The sequence below is a fragment of the Bacteroidota bacterium genome (assembly GCA_016715945.1).
Taxonomy (GTDB): Bacteria; Bacteroidota; Bacteroidia; order Bacteroidales; family F082; genus JALNZU01.
The window spans coordinates 229,854-249,678 of sequence record JADJXJ010000001.1 but is presented as its reverse complement, the minus strand read 5'-3'; the positions used below and the strand labels follow the sequence as shown (position 1 = coordinate 249,678).

Annotated in this window: 4 protein-coding genes; 2 read left to right on the top strand and 2 right to left on the bottom strand. The window is 53.2% G+C overall.

The window, feature by feature from the left end; genetic code table 11:
• Positions 1–11: 11 nt before the first annotated feature.
• Together kynU and IPM52_00820 are read right to left on the bottom strand one after the other, a co-directional pair.
• Complete coding sequence (gene kynU / locus IPM52_00825) at positions 12–1,292, bottom strand: kynureninase (GenBank protein ID MBK9290171.1); 1,281 nt, start codon at positions 1,290–1,292, stop codon at positions 12–14.
• Entirely contained in the window at positions 1,289–2,011 is a 723-nt protein-coding gene (locus IPM52_00820; protein ID MBK9290170.1) for an SGNH/GDSL hydrolase family protein, read from the bottom strand. Before IPM52_00820 ends, kynU begins: the two co-directional genes overlap by 4 nt.
• A gap of 244 nt (positions 2,012–2,255) precedes the next feature.
• On the opposite strand from IPM52_00820, the gene IPM52_00815 reads away from it, so the two are divergent.
• Positions 2,256–10,064: a T9SS type A sorting domain-containing protein gene (locus IPM52_00815; GenBank protein ID MBK9290169.1), complete on the top strand. Its 7,809-nt coding sequence runs from the start codon at positions 2,256–2,258 to the stop codon at positions 10,062–10,064.
• 1,997 nt (positions 10,065–12,061) lie between these two features.
• Complete coding sequence (locus IPM52_00810) at positions 12,062–19,711, top strand: choice-of-anchor J domain-containing protein (GenBank protein MBK9290168.1); 7,650 nt, start codon at positions 12,062–12,064, stop codon at positions 19,709–19,711.
• The last annotated feature ends 114 nt before the right edge of the window (positions 19,712–19,825 follow it).

Below are 19,825 nucleotides of genomic sequence, written 5' to 3'. Positions count from 1 at the left end.
TCGCGCCCCGGTCAGGTAACGGCTGCCGGGTTTGGGTCGTATTCCAGATAAGACCTGTTTTCGATAATTTCCGCCAGGCGGGCGGCTGTTTCCACAATCTCGCGGTGGGTATTGTACAGAGGAGCAAAGCCGAAGCGGATGATGTCGGGTTGGCGAAAGTCGGGGATGATGGGTCGGGATTTGTCATGGGGCTGGATGAGTGCCTGACAGATGCGGTAGCCTTCGGGATGGCGCAGGGCGATGTGCGACCCCCGGTGCAGAGGCGTGTATGGCGAAGCCATTTTAAATCCAAGCGGCTGGAGCACAGCATGATATGCTTCGAGAAAAAGTTCGGAAAGGCTCAGGCTTTTGGCTCTCAGCTTATGGATGCCTGCCCCGAGCAGGAGGTCCAGTCCGGGTTCGATGGCCGCCAGAGAAAGCACGGGAGGGGTGCCGGCGGCATACTTCCAGATGCCCGGCCGGGGTGCATATTCGTGCGCGAAAGCAAAAGGCTGGGCATGACCGAACCAGGCCCAGATGGGGGTGGATAATTTTTCCTGCATCTCGCGTGCCACGTAGAGAAAAGCCGGAGCGCCCGGACCACCGTTGATATATTTATAGGTGCAACCCACAGCAAGCTGTGCACCATGCTCCCTAAGCTGTACGGGCACGGAACCCACCGCATGGCTCAGGTCCCAGATCACCATAGCTCCATTTTCGGCTGCGATGGCATTCACCTCAGCCATATCGTACATATAAGCCGTACGAAATGCCACGTGGCTCAGGCAAACCAGTGCGGTATCTTTGTTCATGGATGAGCGCAGCAGGCCGATGTCCGCAGCTATTCCATCGGCAGATGGCAGGATGTGCAACTGATGCCCTTTGTTCAGTCCGTGTGCCAGGCCCTGAAGCACGTAAAAATCGGAGGGAAAGTTCAGCTCGTCGCTCAGAATGGTTTTTCGGCCCGACTGAAGCTGCAATACCCCATAGGCAAGTTTGTAGAGGTTGACAGACGTGCTGTCGCCTACAAATATTTCGTCCTCCCCTGCCCCGACGAGTTGAGCAATTTTGGCAGCAATGCGTCCTGGCAGGTCGATCCACGATTCGTTCCAGGAGCGGATAAGCCGGCTGCCCCACTGCCGGAGGATCAGGTCGTTCATCAAGGCGACGGTGGCTTTGGGCAGCCTGCCCAACGAATTGCCATCCAGGTAAATCAGGTCGTTGTCATCAACAAACTCAGCTGCCTGGCCTGCCAACGGATCGGAGGCATCGAGCGCGATGGCCCGTTGCATCAGATGCTGCAAAATGCTCATGGTTGCCCAAGGATGTTGATGATTCCGGGGAGCATCATGTCCACCCACATGCGGTACATGCTTCCGGAGGGATGCAGGCGGTCGGGGGCAAGGAGTGAGAGGTCGGTAGCTGCTTGCCGCGAAATGGGCGTGATGTTGAAGAACAGGATGTTACGAGCTGCGGCTTCCTGCCTGATGACCTCGTTGAACTCATCAATCTCGCGCGCGATGCGGGCACGGTCGCGCCCCATGGCAAAAGGAGTTACCCCCCAGTCGGGTATGGAGACCAGGAATACCCGGCTGGTATCGCCACCCGCATAAGCAATGGCTTTGTGGATGAGCTGCACCAGCTCGGTCCGGAACTGTGCGGACGACCTGCCGCGGTATTGGTTGTTCACCCCGATAAGCAGCGACACCAATCCGAAAGTATCGGCAATTTGCAGGCGGTTGAGCTCAGCCATCAGCTCGTCGGTGGTCCACCCGGTGCGGGCCACAATGCGGGGCTTTTCCACAGCAATGCCGGCCTGGTTCAGCTGGGCTGCCAGCTGCATGGGCCAACGCTCGTTTTCGGTCACCCCTTCACCTATGGTGTAGCTATCGCCGAGGGCAAGATAACTCAGGCCGGCACTTGCTCCGGGCGGGTTGTCGTCCTGAGGTAATGGTGTAAGTGGCTGGGCTTTGGAGCAGGGAAGCGTAGTAATCAGACCAAAGATTGACAAAATACAAATTTTGAGCCGCATGGTTTCGTTTTTTCAACAAACCTTTGATAGCTGAAAAGGTTTGCGGGATTTGTTCTATGTTTTGATGCAAAGTTGACAAAATGTTTACAAAATGGCAATATCCGCTGAGATCGGGCACATTCAAAACCATGCATTTTTAGCTAATTTTGAGGCCAGACTGCTTAAGTACTTCTTCAAAAAAAATATGCCAATCATCACATTTTAGTGATCTGAAAAAAATCATTAACGTTTAATACACATTTTCATGAGAATCAAATCATTAACTCTGATTGTTGGTCTGATGCTGTTCAACCTGAGCACGCTTTGGTCACAATCTAATCCTACAGCACAATCCCTGCCCTATTCACAGGATTTTGCTTCGTTCACGGGCACAACAACCATTTACCCGGCAGGAATTCAAGGTTGGACGATTAGTGGAAGCACCTCAACTTCATTTCCCACAGCAGCTCCGAACGGAAACCAGGCTCTGGCAGCGGGGACAAACGGATCTACATCAGCTGGTGTTTTCGACATGAACGGAAAAATCGGTATGCTAAACACCGGCTCGGCTTTGCGAAGCATTGCGCTTTCCATCAACACAACCGGACTCACCAGCATCAATGTTTCCTTTGTTGCAGCCACCCAGCGACAGGTTTCCACAGAAAGAATTGGTGCTATTGGGTTACAATACAGAATCGGAACTTCTGGTAGCTTTACGAACGTAAGTGGTTCGGAATATCAAAATCCGGGGGGATCTGACAATACTTCAGGCACAGGCAGTCTGAGTCCTCAAACTATAAGTGTGACGCTGCCTGCAGCATGCAATAACCAGGCTGAAGTTCAATTGCGCTGGGTTTATCGCGAAATCAGCGGATCAGGTGGTCGCCCAAGTTTCTCGCTGGACGATATAAGTATTTCCGGCACACCTGCAAGTTCTCCTTCAATAACCGTTACCCCAAACTCCCTAACCGGCTTCAGCTATGTGGTGGGAAGCGGTCCTTCGGCTGAGCAGTCGTTCAGCATCAGTGGCAGCAACCTTACTGCAGCCATTACCATCACCCCACCGGCAAATTACGAAATATCGACCGGCACCGGAGCGGGCTTTGTGGCCACAAACCCCATTTTACTCAACCATTCCGGAGGCACGGTTGCTTCCACAGACATATACGTTCGCCTCAAAGCCGGCCTGGCTGTGGGCAACTACAATGGTGAAAACATAACAGCTTCATCCACAGGAGCCGACAACAAGACGGTTTCCCTGAACGGCAGTGTCACAAACCCGCCTTCGCCAACCATCACGATCACCCCGACCCAACTTTTCGGATTTCAATATTATAAAGGAGCCGGTCCATCGGACATGCAATCGGTTCTTCTTTCATGCAGCGACCTTACCGGCAACCTGTCCATCACCCCGCCGGCCGGATTCGAAATATCAGCCACTGCGGCACCTTTTACGCCTGAGAACCCGCTTATCTTAACTCCAACGGCTGGTGCAGTTGGTGGTGTACTCTGGATCAGGATGAAAGAAGGCCTGGGAGCGGGCATTTACCAGCAAACTTTCGCAGCATCCAGCCCGGGTGCGAGTTCGGTGGACATCAACGTATCAGGTGCGGTGCTGAACGAAGCTTTCACCACCTGGAATTTTACCGGCACCTTTACAGCAGCCAGTCCTGAAACCACAAGCGGCACAGGTACGGCCAGCGTTGTTGGCAGCATGACCGGGCCAGGCAGCGCCACGGGCACCACTACAGGTTGTGCACAAACGAGCGGTAATGCCTGGGCAATAGGCACGGCTGCTCCCGGAGCAAGCAACGAATCGAGTGGTGTACAATTTATGGTACCCACCACGGGTCGAGAAAACATCTGGTTTGCTTATGACCACAGGCTTTCCAATACCGCCACACGCACTGCACGCATTCAGTACACCCTCAATGGCACCGACTGGATCAACCTGGATGTGGACAACACCAATTATCTCAGTCAATGCCTCAACCGTGGTGGCATCGACAACGGACGCATTGATGCTTCCAATCCCGTTGGAAGCAATGTTTCGGACAGCTGGGGCCGCAGGGTGATCAACTTTTCAGGCATTTCCGGAGCGAACAACAATCCGAACTTCGGCGTCCGCATCCTTGCAGCACATTATGCCAATACCGGCGAGTTCAGGCAGGCAAATAATGTGAACGCTGTTGCAACGGGAGGAACCTGGAGGTTCGACAATGTAGTTTTTGGCGGCGACCTGATCCTGGGTGGTGTAGCCACCAAGCTGGCCGTCAGTCCGGTGAACAATGGGAACAACCCCACGCAAAACGTTCCGTTTACCGTAACCGTTCAGGCCCTGGACAACAGCAATGTTCCCACAAATGTGACCACCGACACGCAAGTCACCCTCAGTTTGGCCACGGGCACCGGTAACCTGGGCGGCACCCTGACAGCCACCATTGCAACAGGCGAAAACAGTGTGACCTTTAACAATGTTACTTACAATACAGCAGAGGCAGGCGTAAGCATCACTGCCACAGCTACTTCCGGCATGACCCTCAGCCCGGCCACATCTGCCACTTTCACCGTGCTGGCGCCGGCATCGCAGCTTGCACTCATTGGCGTTCCTGCCAATGGCCAGGTGAATACCAATCTGGCCAGTTTCACTGTGGAAGCCCGCAGACCCGACAATTCGGTGGATGGAAGTTTCACGGGCAACATCACCATAGCCAAAGCAACAGGACCTGGCGCAATTTCCGGTACCCTGACCAAAGCAGCTGTAAATGGTGTTGCCACCTTCAACGACATCCAGTTCGATCAGGCAGGCACCTACACCATAGAAGCCACTGCCACCGGCCTTAGCAGCGCCACCTCAGGCAATATCCTGATTACCAATGCACCCACCCTCACGGAAGTACTTCTGCCTCAATATATTCAGGGCATCAACGGCACCAACAACGACCGCATCATGTATGCCTACAGGGCGACACTCAGTAATCTGTTGCCCAACTCCACATACCGATACATCAACCAGATTGTGGATGGAACTGACGGCCCAACCGCCGGCGGAGCTGGAAATGTCATCTTCGTGAACAGCAGCGGCACTTTTACGCGTACCACCTCGCCCTCGCTGGCCACTGCCGGAGCCTACGGAGAGTTTACCACCGATGCCAACGGCGTTTTCACAGGCTGGTTTGTGAACGAGCCCACCGGCAATGTACGCTTTACCCCCGGTAACAACGTGCAGATGCGCATCCGGTTGAACAATGGCGCTGGCGGAACAACTGCCGTAACCTACCTGACCACGACCAATACCGTGAAAGTCCTCAATTTCGGCACCACCAGCGGCTCGGCCACCCAGGGCACAGCACTGAGGGCTGAGTCGAACTTTATGCCGGGCAACTTTGCTTTCCTCTACGATAATACTTCCGGCACTGGCCGGCCACTTTACGGCACACCCATCGAAATTACCGGTCTGGATTATTCGGCCACTACCTGGGCCGCCTTTTTCCGCAACAATGTAGTGGGCGACGACGGGGCTTTTGCGGCCATCATCCCCAATCAGAATGCCAACGGCGTGAAACTGATCCAGCAGCGCAACTTTGCCGACGGCGCTGTGGCCGGCAGCTTCAGTTCGAACAATGGACAGTGGGGAACCGCCAACACGGTGAATCCATCCGGTGGTACATCAAATGTGATCGTGATTGACCTCAAGCAGGGACCTGCAATTGCTGTAAGCCCTACCAGCCTCAGTGGGTTCGGCTACACTGCCGGACAAGGACCTTCGGCCACACAGTCGTTTGTGGTGAGCGGGACAAACCTTGTGGGTGCAGTTGGTATTGATGCGCCTCCATCCTACGAACTTTCGCTCACCAATGCCCCGAATTTCGATCCCTACACCCAGATATTTCTGAGCCCAACCGGCACAACGCTCAATCCTACTACCGTTTACGTGCGTCTGAAAGCGGGTCTGGCCGCAGGAAATTACAACGAAACCATCCTGATGGGTTCGCCAAGCGCCGACCCCCGTTCTGTAACCCTTCAGGGCACGGTGAACCCGGGTATCCTTGAACCGGAGAACCATGTCACAAATTTTGCAGCCAATGCGCTCAACAGCAGTCAGATCAATGTAAGCTGGACAGATGCCGTGCCTACAGCTTCAGGATACCTTATTAAAGGAAGCACCACAGGTTTTGGCGACATCGCTGCTCCCGCAGATGGCGTAGCCGAGACTAACTCTACCCTGGTGCGCAATGTGGCTGCCGGTGTGCAATCGTTCACCTTTGAGGGTTTGAACTCGTCAACAACCTATTATTTCAAAATTTTTCCCTACAACGGCAGCGGCAGCTCGATCAATTACAAAACGGATGGCGCTGTACCTCAGGCTTCCGCCACCACCCCTGCCGGTCCGGTGATGACTGAAATTCTCCTGCCGCAATACATTCAGGGTGTGAATGGCACAAACAACACCCGTCTCCCATACGCATTCAGGGTTTCGTTCAGCAACCTGAATCCCAATACCACATACCGCTTCATCAACCAGGCAGTTAACAACACTGACGGAGCCACATCTGGCGGCGCCGGTAATCCGATTTATGTGATGCCCAACGGTGATTTTGTGCGCACCACATCTCCGGGATTCAGTGTAGCAGGACAATATGGAGAGTTCACCACAGATGCCGACGGCAATTACACAGGTTGGTTTATGCTCGAGCCCACAGGAAATGCGCGGTTCACTCCCGGGCAGGAAGTGGCCATGCGCATCAGGCTGAATAACGGTGCCGGTGGTACTACTGCAGTGCATTATTTCACTACGCAGAATGTAACGGTCATCAACTTCGGTACTGCAGCCAATGCTGCTCAAGGTACCGCTTTGCGTGCCAACAGCAATTTTGCACCCAAAAATTTCGTCTTCCTCTATACAAGCGTACGCAATACCAACAGACCTGTTGCCGGTACACATATCGAACCTTCTGGCATTGATTTTGCCGGAAACACCTCTTATCCTGGTTATTACAGAAACGACGTGGCCGGCCTCCCAGGCGCATTTGGCACCATCCTTCCCAATATGCTGCCTGGTGGGATTAACCTTATTTCTGAATATAGCCTCAGCAATGGTCAGCTACTAGGCAGTTTAAGCTCCAACGACGGCATGTGGGGAAGCACCAATACGGTGAATCCCACAGGCGGGTTAAATAACGTGCTGGTTATCAACCTCGACTTCACACCCAATTTCACCCTGACGCCCACCGCCCTGAGTGGTTTCAGTTATGTGGAAGGTCAGGGACCCTCAGCACCTCAGAGCTTTACGGTTTCAGGTACCAACCTTAGCGGCCCGGTTCAGCTGACTGCACCTGCAGCCTATGAGCTCTCGCTCACCGGCGGAAGCGGCTTTTCCGGTCAGGCCAGCCTGAGCCTCAACCACACGGGAGGAACAGTAGCCAATACAACGGTTTATATCCGGCTCAAGCAAGGTCTGGCGGCAGGCACTTACAACCAGCAACTGACAGCTACCTCGGCCGGCGCCGACAACAAGACCCTGGCCCTTCAGGGATCGGTCATCCCGCCCGCAGCCGAGCCTCCGGCACATGCCAGCATGTTCCAGGTAGCGGTGAACACGCAAACCCAACTGACGGCCACCTGGTTCGATGCCGTTCCCAATGCCCAGTTCTATCTGATCAAAGGCTCGACCGAAGGTTTCGCCGCCATCGTGCCCCCGATGGACGGTCAGCCAGAAGCTGACGGACTGCTGGTCAGGAATATACCGGCAGGGCAGCAGCAGGCGGTGTTCACCGGAATGAACCCGGAGACCACCTATTACTTTAAGCTCTATCCATACAATGGCACTGGTGCGACAGTCAATTACAAAACCGATGGCATGGTGCCTCAGGCCAGCCGCGCCACCTTGGGCACGCCTTCGATGACTGCGCTGGTGCTGCCGCAATATATTCAGGGTGTGAACGGCACCAACAACAACCGCCTGCCCTATGCCTTCAGGCTCAGGCTGCAAAACCTGAAACCTAACAGCACTTACCGCTACACCAACCAGGCTGTGAGCGCTGCCGACGGCCCCACCGTTGCCGGTGCCGGTAATCCGGTGTATGTGAACGGCAACAACTTCTTCCGCACTTCGTCGCCTGGTTTTGCCGTGGCAGGTCAGTACGGCGAATTTACCACCGATGCCAATGGCAGCTACAGCGGCTGGTTTATGATTGAACCCACCGGCAATGCACGTTTCACTCCCGGCCAGGAGGTGATGATGCGCCTCAGACTCAACGATGGTGAAGGCGGCACTGCACCTGTAACTTATTTCACTACCGATGCCGTGAAGGTCATCGACTTTGGCACCGCTGCCGATGCGGCCTCCGGCACAGGTGTCAGGGCAACCTCCAACGCTTCGCCCCGCAACTTTGCCTTTGTATATGACAATGCCGCCGGCGCCGGTCGTCCGCTCTATGGCACCAGCATCGAAACCACCGGTCTCGACTTCAGCGCCACCAGCTACCCCAATTTCTACCGCGATAATGTAGCTGGTACGAACGGCGCATGGGGTGGCATCGTACCCAACCTCAATCCACAGGGGATCCGCCGGGTTGAAGAGCGCAGCCTGGTTACCGGACAAGTCGTAAACAGCCTGAGCAGTGCCGACGGATTCTGGGGCAGCGTGAACACCGCGAACCCCAACGGAGGATTGGCCAACATCATTGTGCTCGATCTGGCAGGCGGTACCGGTCAGGAGAAACTTTCGGGACAACTGAAGTATTTCAACGCCAACGAAACCATCATCCCCTCGCCCAATGCACACGGCGTGTTTTATGCCCAGCTGTTCGAGAATGGCATTGCAGTGCGTCCGCGCCAGCTGATCAGCCACAACCTCGAACTAAACCTGCCTTCCTACTTTGAGTTTGGCAACCTCGAAGCCGGCAAAACCTACACCCTCAGGATCTGGGAACAAACACCCAGCACCCTGCTGGGCAACAGCTGGACCTTTAACCAATGGGGAGGCGCCAGCGCTGTGGATGCAGTCATCATCAGCTATGTGGGAACTAACAACCCGCTCATTGCCCAGTATCCCTGGATACTTCCGGCTGCAGGACAGGATGTTACGCCCTTTGGCAACTATATTGCCGACGTGAACAACAGCGGCGACATCACCGGCAGCGATGCGCTCATCCTGGCCTACAGGCTGGTGGGTCAGCCCGGCACCTCGCCCTTCCCCGGCGGAAAGCCCAACTTCCTGCTCTCCGCATCGAAGGTGGCCAGCCACGAAGCCAAAACCTATCCTGCTGCACCCGAACTGCTGTTCAGCACAACAGGCAGCTATGCCGCAGGCAGCCAGGCAGCATCGGTTTACTACGAAGCCACGCTTCCGGCACTTAGCCCTGGCAACAATATATACAATGTGTACTTCACAGCCGTGGGCGACATGAACGCCTCGTATTTTGACCAAAATGCCGCACTTAAAAACCGTCCGGCCATCCGTAATGCCACATCTGACCAGCCAGAACTGAGTATTTATGCAGATAACAATTTCAGCCTCAAAGCCTTCCGGATTGAGATCGAACTTGGCAAAGGTTTGAACATCAGCCAGGTGGATGGAGCCGATGTGTGGAACTACGATGAAGCAAGTGGTATGCTGCGTGCCTTTGGAATGTTCAATCAGGAAAGGCTGTTCCGCGCAGGCGATAAGCTGGTCAGCCTGAGAACCGACATTACCGGTTTGCCAGCCCAACCCCATGTGCGCACCATCGAGCTGGTTGACGCACAACTCGGACAATTGAAAGACGCCGCACTTGTGCTCTACTCACCTGCACCTGCCAAAGTATCCGTACTTCAGGCTTCGGTGTGGCCCAATCCAGCGCACGAGATGGCCCAACTCGAGCTCAACCTTCCCGAAGACGGCCTGCTCAGCATCATGGTCACCGACCAGTTGGGCAGGGTGGTCTGGACGAATACACAACAGGCTGCCGGCGGGGTATTCCGCACCTCACTCAATGCGGCACTTACCGGCGCACCGGGATTGTACCACATCCGTGTACATTTGCAGGGCAAGCAGCTGCACACCGTTCACACGAAATTAATTGTAAAATAACGACTTAACACCTGAAAAAGGCCGCCCTCCGGGGCGGTTTTTTTTTGTGACGGGTGACGGGTGACACGTGACGAGGTGACGCGTGACGGGTGACGGGGAAGCGAGTTATGGGAAGCGAGTTACGGGTTACGGGAGGTTGACGGTGGTTGTCATTGTTGTCGGTGGTTGTCGTTGTTGTCGTGGTTCAGTTTAGCTTGCAAGTTTCCGTGGGTTGAGAGGTAGTTATGAAATAAAATTTATTGTAAGAGCTAGATTATACTTAAAGTGCTCAAGCAGAAATACTTGACGCTTTCACCGGGCGGGGCGGGGAGGCCGGGCGAACGGCGGGAAGCGTCCGGTGTGAATGCAGCAAGGGCAGCAAATCTTGTGAGGCAGCCCGCGCACAGCGCGGGCTGTTTGCGTTACAGCATGCGTTAAAGAAATTCCGGTAAAGCGTTTTGCTCCTGCGCAATGAGGCTAGAAGAAAAGAGGGTTTGCATGCTGTAATGCACTCCTCACGTAGATTTGCGCCCTTGCTGCAGAGCGGGGAGATAGCTTCGTTCGCCCGAGGCCTTTTGGTTCTTTTGGGCCAGCAAAAGAACAAGAAAATAAAGCCATGTTGTGGGTGACGGGGAAGCGAGTTACGGGTTACGGGAGGTTGACGGTGGTTGTCATTGTTGTCGTGGTTGTCGGTGGTTGTCGTTGTTGTTTGTGGTTGTCCTGGTTGTTGTGGTTTTCAATGGTTATCTTAGGCCCAACGGAATTATCAGGGAGAAAAATCCAAAGCAAAGTAGAAAGGTGTTTACCGCAAATGGCCGGATTTCGGCCGAAAAAGGGTGTGAATTTACTGACTTAACTTAGGCAATTGATTTTCAATATCTTTAGTTAGAGGTTGGGATCAATGCACAAAAACATCTATCCAAACCATCAAGCACCGGGAAAGTTTAAGTGCCTGTTGAGCCAGCCAAAGGCAGAAAAAATTTTGAACAAGCCCATGTTAAAAAAGCGCAAACTTAACAATTGCGTGATATTTTTGTATTATTGCTGCATCTTAACCAGGTTTACAATGAAGGCGGTTTGATGCAGGAAGGTACCTTGTCAGACCTAAGCAAACTACTCAATATCAACTGATTGAAACATTAACCAACATATTCTGTATGAAAAGCAATCCAAACCGGCGCAGTCAAATGCCACCCTAGGCAGGGGAGGTGATTGCCCCATTTACATTCAAAACACACCGACGATCTTAGCCAACAAAAGAAAAAGACAAGCATTATAATCACTTAACAACCAAAATCATGAAAAGAACGCTACTTCTGACAATGTTAGTGTATTTATATGGAAATACACTCATCGGGCAGGTTGCTAACTACACATTCTCAAGCGCCACTGGAACTTACACTGAAATAAGTGGCGGTACACTTCTCGGTAATACTTCTACTGACGACCAACGATTTGTTGACCCCAGTGTTCCTTTGGGTGGAACCACCTTAACAGGTGTAGGATTGCCCATTGGATTTGATTTTGTATTTGATGGAAACACCTTCGATCGTTTTGCGATCAATGCCAACGGTTGGATCAGTCTAGGCAATTCATCTTTGACCCCAGCGGTTAATATCTCTACTTCTAGTAGTTATACACCAATAGGCAGCACCACCACAATAACTCCAGCGCTGCTCGTAAGCCGGATTGTTCCTTTTGCGCGTGACCTTCAGGCACAAACAGGTGCCGAGCTTCGGTATGAAACCATTGGCACAGCACCGAACAGGCAGCTTGTTATGCAATGGAAAAACTTCCGGAATTATGGTGGTTCTGGGCAGTCGTTCAACTTTCAGATCAGATTACATGAAACAACTAATGTAATTGAGTTTATTTATGGAACAATGACCACTGGTACCTCAACCACTGCTCAAGTTGGTTTGAGAGGTGCACCGGCAACAACTGCTACAAATTTTCACAATCGCACGACAACCACAGACTGGAGCAGCACTACAGCAGGAACAGGAGTATCAAATACTATGACGCTCAGCTCAACAGTTTTTCCTCCAAGTGGCTTAACTTTTACCTTCACCCCGCCAGCCCCCCCCTCCTGTCTGCCACCCACAGCGCTCACTGCCACACCCACCAGCCCAACCACCGCCGATATCGGATGGACTGCACCTACCGCACCTCCAGCCAACGGGTATGAATGGGAAGTACGCACCTCCGGCGCCGGTGGAAGCGGGGCTACCGGTTTGGTAGCAAATGGAAGTACAGGAGCGGGAGTTACGACCGCCAGCGTAACCGGACTCACCGGGGGTGAGACATATAATTTATATGTGCGCTCGGCTTGTGGCGGTTTAGACTTTAGCAACTGGGCAGGGCCGACAACTTTCAGCACGCCATGCAGCCCAGTAGCTCCGCCATTTTTTGAAGGTTTCAGCACCACCACAGTTCCAGCGTGTTGGAATACTACTGGCTGGCTTATTGGCTCCACAGCAGCAATTGGTGGCAATCCCGGAAATAGTATTTACAAAAATTTATGGAGCTCTGCTACAAGTGGCGTTTTCACGTTGGTCCCTATTGGACCCTTGACAGATGGCATGATTTTTAGTTTTGATTACAAATTAGCAAATTACTCGGCTCCAAATGATCCTCCAGCAATTGGATCTGGCAACTTTGTTATCGAATACAGCACAAATTTTGGTTCAAGCTGGAACAATCTGGCTACAGTAACTAACAACGGTGTGGCTGGATGGCAGCCATTATCCTATCCCCTAACTGGGCTAACAGGTCAAACTGTAGTATTCCGCATAACCGGAAACTGGACCAGTGGCGATTACTACCTTGGATTTGATAACTTCAACCTTGATGCACCTCCTACATGTTTTCCACCCACAGCGCTCACTGCCACACCCACCAGCCCAACCACAGCCAATATCGGATGGACTGCACCTACCACGCCACCGGCCAACGGGTATGAATGGGAAGTACGCACCTCCGGCGCCGGTGGAAGCGGGGCTACCGGTTTGGTAGCAAGTGGAAGTACAGGAGCGGGAGTTACGACCGCGAGCGTAACCGGACTCACCGGTGGAGAGACCTACAATTTATACGTTCGCTCGGCTTGTGGCGGTTCAGACTTTAGCAACTGGGCAGGGCCGACAACTTTCAGCACGCCTTGTGATGCAACCAACATACCCTACGTTCAGGATTTCGAGAGCGTTACCCCCCCGGCTATTCCTGCATGTACACAGGTTGTTCAGGCCGGAAGCGGTAATTTGTGGGCCACAGCAGCAGTATCTGCCAATGGTTTTAACTCCAAAGTACTCCGTTATGCCTATAATGCCAGTAACCCAGCTAATACCTGGTTTTTCACCCAGGGAATCAATTTAACAGCCGGGACCGAGTACCGCATCCGTTACAAATACGGGAACAACTCAACCACCTACACAGAAAAAATGAAAGTGGCCTATGGCACAGCACCCAATCCTACTGCAATGACAAATGAGCTTGCCGACCATCCCAACATCAACCAGGCAACGGCACAAAACAACTTGGTTATTTTCACACCATCCACCAGAGGAGTCTATTACTTTGGTTTTCAGGCATATTCAATAGCTAATCAGTTTTATCTCTATCTGGATGACATCATCATCGAATTGGTTCCCCCGCCTTGTACTGTTCCCGGCGCCCAGCCCACAGCCCTCAACCTGACAGCCACCAGCAACAGTGTGAGCGGCACTTTCACGGCCTCTCCATCTGCCAATGGCTACCTGGTTGTTCGCCACACCACCAACAACCTGGGTGGAACCCCCACCAATAACACCCTTTATGCTCCAGGTGATGCCATTGGTGATGGCACCGTTGTCTATCAGGGCAACCTGACAGAATTCAACGCCACAGGTCTGGATGGTGGCACGCAATACTTCTTCTTTGTGTTTGCTTACAACCTGTCGGAGACCTGTACCGGTCCGGTGTACCGCACCACTTCGCCGCTCACAGGAAACATCACTACTGCTCCTGCAGCGCCGGCATCGTTTACAGCCACCCCAACAGGCTCCACCACCATGGCATTCACTGTTACCCCCAATGCAAACAACAATGCCATCCTTGTCGCCTGGAACACTTCAAACACCTTTGGCATCCCTTCGGGCACCTACACCCCCGGAGCTCAAATCCCCGGTGGCGGCACCGTACACTATGCAGGTCTGGCCTCCGGACTTTATCCCCAGACGGGTTTAAGTCCCGCAACTCAATACTTCTACAGGGTGTGGTCGGTTGCCGCAGGCCCCGTTTATTCAACAACCTTTGTCGACGCCAATGCAACCACCCTGTTTGGCACGCCTTACTTACAAAATTTTGATGCTTCTCCTACAGGCACCACACTGCCTTCGGGCTGGACAAGCTATGCATCCAATACCGGTTCTGATGCACGTCCCTGGACCATCAGCAACAACACAACCATAGGTAATGTTACACCTCCAAATTTTGTTGGTGTATTTTACCATGCTACTTTACCCAAGAACGAATGGATGGTTTCTCCTGGTATTCAACTCACTGCCGGACAGCCCTATCTGATCCGTTTTTATGTCAGAGCTCCCGGTTGGGCCGGTACACCTGAAAAGATGAAAGTGACAGTAGCGGGTAGCAACACCCTGTCTGCAATCAGCTCTGGAACCGTGCTTTGGAACAACCCCAATATGATTATTCCGACCTATCAGGAACAAATCATCAACTTCACTCCCACAACCACCGGACCGCACTATTTTGGCTGGCATGCCTACTCGGTGGCCGACGTTGACTACATTGCCGTGGATAATGTGCGCATCGAAGAACAACCGGCATTCCAGTTCACACCTGAACAGGCCGACTTCCGTGATATTTATACAGGAATGCAGTCTGCCCCAATTCAGTTTACCCTAACTAACAACCGTAACACGGCCATCACTGTCAGCTCTGTAAACATAACCGGCACCAATGCGGACCAGTTTATGAAGCAGGATGCCAATACTTATCCACTTACTATTCCTGCTAATGGCACAGCCACGGTGAGTGTAGTTTTCAAACCCACCACACCCGGCCAGAAGAACGCCCAGTTGCAGGTTGTTGAGAACAATGGCACATGGACGGCGCCGCTCACAGGCCGTGGTTATGTGCACAGTCCGCAAAACCTCACGGCTACACCTGTAGCGCCAACCCATGTACAGTTGAACTGGCAGGCACCCATCTTCCCTGCAAACGAAATCAGATACGATGACAATACTGCCGAAAGCTGGTTCTGGGTGGCAGACCCCTCGGCGACAACACATATGTTCAACGTGAAAATAACCATTCCACAAAATGGCCAGCTCACGCACATTGCTGTACTGACGAGAGTAAATACAGGCGCGCCTACCGGATGGGAAAATATCATGCTATGTCCGGACGATGCCGGCAAACCTAATCTGGGTGCACCCATTCAGGCTTTCAGCAACGTGCCTGTTACCTCAACTACCGGCGAATGGGTTATTTTGCCGTTGACCACACCTCTCAACGTCACCGCAGGTCAGACCTATTACATTGTGACACAGTGGCCTGCCGGAAGCTCTGTCGGGCCATTCGTAGGAACGGATAACAGCCCAAGCTATGGCCGCAGTCAGTGGACCAACAACAGTGGAACAGCCTGGAACAATGTGGCCAACAACTTCATGATGCGTGCTTACATGAATATTGCCTCCAAAGGCGAGCTTGTGCTCAAATCGGGCGATGCCAATCCTGCGTTGATGTACCTGCCTGTTTCGGAGGTGATGCAAAGAACTTCAGATGTTAAACCCGAATCCATCGGCCTCAGCTATGAAGCCCCAGCAATTATTGCAAGCGGTGAGGCAGCCGAGGGTAAAAATCCGACCGGATATGTGGTTTACCGCGGAACCTCAACCGGTAATTACGACACACAGTTTAATGTTTCCGGCACAAGTTACCTTGATGAAACGACTGCCGGTGCAAGCATCTATTTCTATGCTGTAGCCGCTGTTTATCCGCAGGGTCAGGGCCTTAGCAACGAAGTGAGTGTGAGTACACTTTGCACCACCCTGCCAATTCCTTACGTCCAGAACTTCGACGGAAGCGCCATTCCACCTTGCTGGACACAAACCTATAGCGGTGCGCTCACCTCGAACCGTTGGGCCACTTCCAATACCAGTCTTGCCGGTGGACAAGCCTGGGAAATGAAGGCAACCTATCAGAGTGGCGTCGGTGTGTCGCGGCTTATCAGCCCTGCATTCAATACCACAGGCGAATCGCAGATTACACTGCAATTCAGACACTTCTACGATGCATTTTCTTCCACACCCTGGCCCGTAGTCAAAATCCAATCGAGCCCTGATGGTATCAACTGGACCGATGAAGGTTGGTCGATACAAACCGGAACCAATGTCGGACCAGAACTTGTTAGCACAACCATCCTCAACAATGTGGGTGGAACCACTTATGTTGCATGGGTTATTGATGGCGACCACTATAACTTTGACTACTGGTATGTGGATAATGTGCTCGTTGCTGCCGGCATGAGCGTAACAGCTACATCACAAAACCTGAGCTGCTTCGAATCGAACGATGGCTCGATCAGCCTTGAAGTCATTGGCGGAGTGCCTCCTTACAATTTCCTCTGGTTTGGCCCCGATGGTTTCACCTCAACCGATCAGAACCTCACAGGTCTGGCAGCTGGCACCTATACTTACACAGTATTTGACGCCAACAACGTCCAGGTGTCCAACTCGGTAACCCTCACCCAGCCGGCAGCCATACCCGCACCCACGGTGGGTAATGTTACGGTAACTTATAATGGTATGCTGCACACAGTTACAGCTACACCTGCTGCCGGTACCGACCTTGTTTGGTACGACGCAGCCACAGGCGGCAATGTAACTACCGCACCTTTGGCCACCAATGCCGGAATCTACACCGCATGGGCAGTAAGCAAAAACACCGCAACAGGTTGCGAAAGCGCCCGTGTTCAGGCTACGCTTACCATCAATAAAAAACAACTCACCGTGACAGCTGACAATAAGACGGTTTGTCAGAATCAACCCCTGCCTGAACTCACATTCAGCTACAGTGGATTTGTAACTGGTGAAGGTCCGGAGAATCTTGATGCACAGCCGGTAGCAAGCACCACAGCTGTTGCGGGCGGTCCTGCCGGAACCTATCCGATTACCCTGTCGGGTGGAGCAAGCAACAACTATGAATTCACCTATGTCAATGCCACACTTACCATGATCAGCTCGCCTGTGGTTAATGCAGGCGGCGACGGAGCGGTGTGCACATCCGAATCGTTCCCGATTGTGGCTGCTACCGCATCCAACTATACCACCGTGCTCTGGACTACCAGCGGCAATGGTACTTTCAGCAATCCCAACATTGTTAACCCTGTCTATACACCTGGTTCACAGGATATTGCCAACGGCTCTGTCGTACTCACCATCACCGGAGATCCCGGTAGCCAGTGTTCGATGAGCAGCAGCATGACCCTTACCCTGCAGAACGACCTGCCGGTGAGTGTTACCATCAGCCAGGTTACACCGGAGATCTGCATCGGCGCTCCGGCAACCTTCCAGGCCACTCCGGTCAACGGCGGCCTGGCACCCAGCTACCAATGGAAAGTCAATGGAGTGAATGCCGGCACCAACAGCGCTACGTTCACCTATGTACCAGTCAATGGTGATATAGTAACTGTAGTCCTCACTTCGAGCATAGGTTGCGCACTCAACAACCCAGCCACTTCGAATCCGATCGTGGTCAATGTGACTGGCAACCTGATTGCAGGTGTGAGCATCAGCGCCAGCGCCACCACCGTATGTACCGGTACTCCTGTTACCTTCACAGCCATGCCGGTAAATGGCGGCCAGAACCCAAGCTACCAGTGGAAAGTGAACGGCAACGATGCCGGCACCAATAGTGCGGTATTCACCTACACCCCAGCCAATGGCGATGTGGTTACCGTAGTGATGACCTCCAACCATGCCTGTGCTGTTCAGCCAGTGGCTACTTCGAACGCCATCACCATGAATGTGGAACCCCCGCTGCTCGAACTTGCAGCCAACCCCACCCGCGGTGGTACAGTAAGTGGCGGCGGCAACTACGCCTTTGGTACCCAGGTTCCGGTGGTTGCTACACCCACCCCGGGCTGGGAATTTGTGAACTGGAAGGACAAAAACGGCGTGGTGGTTTCGACCAGCCCCGCATTTAGTTTCACCATCACCGAGTGCTACGAACTGCTCACGGCAACCTTCAGCTCGACAGCCAAGATTGCCGGCCAGATCAAGCTGTTCAATGCCGCAGAAACCGTGGTTCCCTCGCCCAACAACCGCAGCGTATTCTACGTACAGCTGTTCGAAGGCGGTCAACCGGTTAGCGACAGGCAGCTGGTTAGCTACAACTTCGAGAATAACCTCGACTCCTACTTTGAGTTCATTGGTGCCGAGTCGGCCAAGACCTACACCCTGCGTGTTTGGGAGCAGGCCAACCAGACCTTCCTGGGCACCTCCTGGATGTGGAACAACTGGGGCGGCCTCAGCTCGATCGACGCCCTTATCCTTGGATTCATGGGTGCAGGCAATCCGGTGCTGACCAGCCTGCCGTGGATTGCACCCGTTGCAGTTCCCGATTATACAGCCTTGTTCACCAAAGTAGCCGACCTTAACAGCTCAGGCGACCTGACCGGTCTGGATGGCCTCTTGTTGCAGTACCGCATTGTGAACGACCCAACCTATCACCCGCTGCCCGGTGGCACACACGACTTCCAGCTTGCAACCGTGCGTCTGGAAAACCATGCGGCCAAGGCGTATCCGCAGGCACCAAGCTCGGTATTCACTCCGTTTGGTGTGTACCAGGCAGGTTCGGTAGCTTCGGGCGTGTATTATGAAGCTACGCTCACAGGCCTCCAGGATGGGCTGAACGTGTATAACGTTTACCTCGTACCTACCGGTGACCTGAATGCTTCGCACAACATCAGCGGCAACAGCAAGAGCAATGCCAGCCTGGCCTTCGAAGGCGTAATCAGCGCTTCGAAAGGCGATGAAATTGTGCTTCCGGTTGTGGCCGACCGCAACCTGATGCTTGGCGCAGCTGGTCTGGGCCTGAAATACAACAAGCAGCTCATCGAGCTCATCAGCGTCGAAGGATTCCCGGTTCACTACATCGACACCAAGGCCGGTGAAGTGAGAATGAGCAAAGTTGAAGTCAACGGCTTCAGCATCAATCAGGGACAGGCCATCGCTACCCTCAGGGTACGTCTGCTGGCTGATGTACATGCCGGTACGCCTTTGTTTGAGCTGCTGCCCATGACCGAGTTTGTTTCGACCAATCTGAACATCGAGGCTGTTACGCTGAAAACCGCCTTTATCGAAACCGGTTCGGGCAATGGCGAACTCAGCGCAAGCCTGATGCACAGCATCTTCCCCAACCCCGCCAGCAATGCCGCTACTTTGCAGTACACCCTGCCGGTGGACAGCAAGGTTAAGGTGGTTGTATATAACAACCTGGGTCAGGAAGTTGCTACCCTGCTCGATGCCAACCAGCAGGCCGGCACACAGCAGCTCACCATCCAGCGGGCTGACCTGCATGGCGCTGGCTCCTACTTCTACCGGATCATTGCCGAAGGCGCACAACGTACATACAGCGTGCGTGGTACCTTTGTGATGACCAGATAATTGCTTAAAGCATTCATTTCAAAGCCCGGCAGAAATTTCTGCCGGGCTTTTTTCACAATCAATAGAGTGATACTTTTGCTGAATTATTTCACTGAATCATAAACCAGAAGGAAT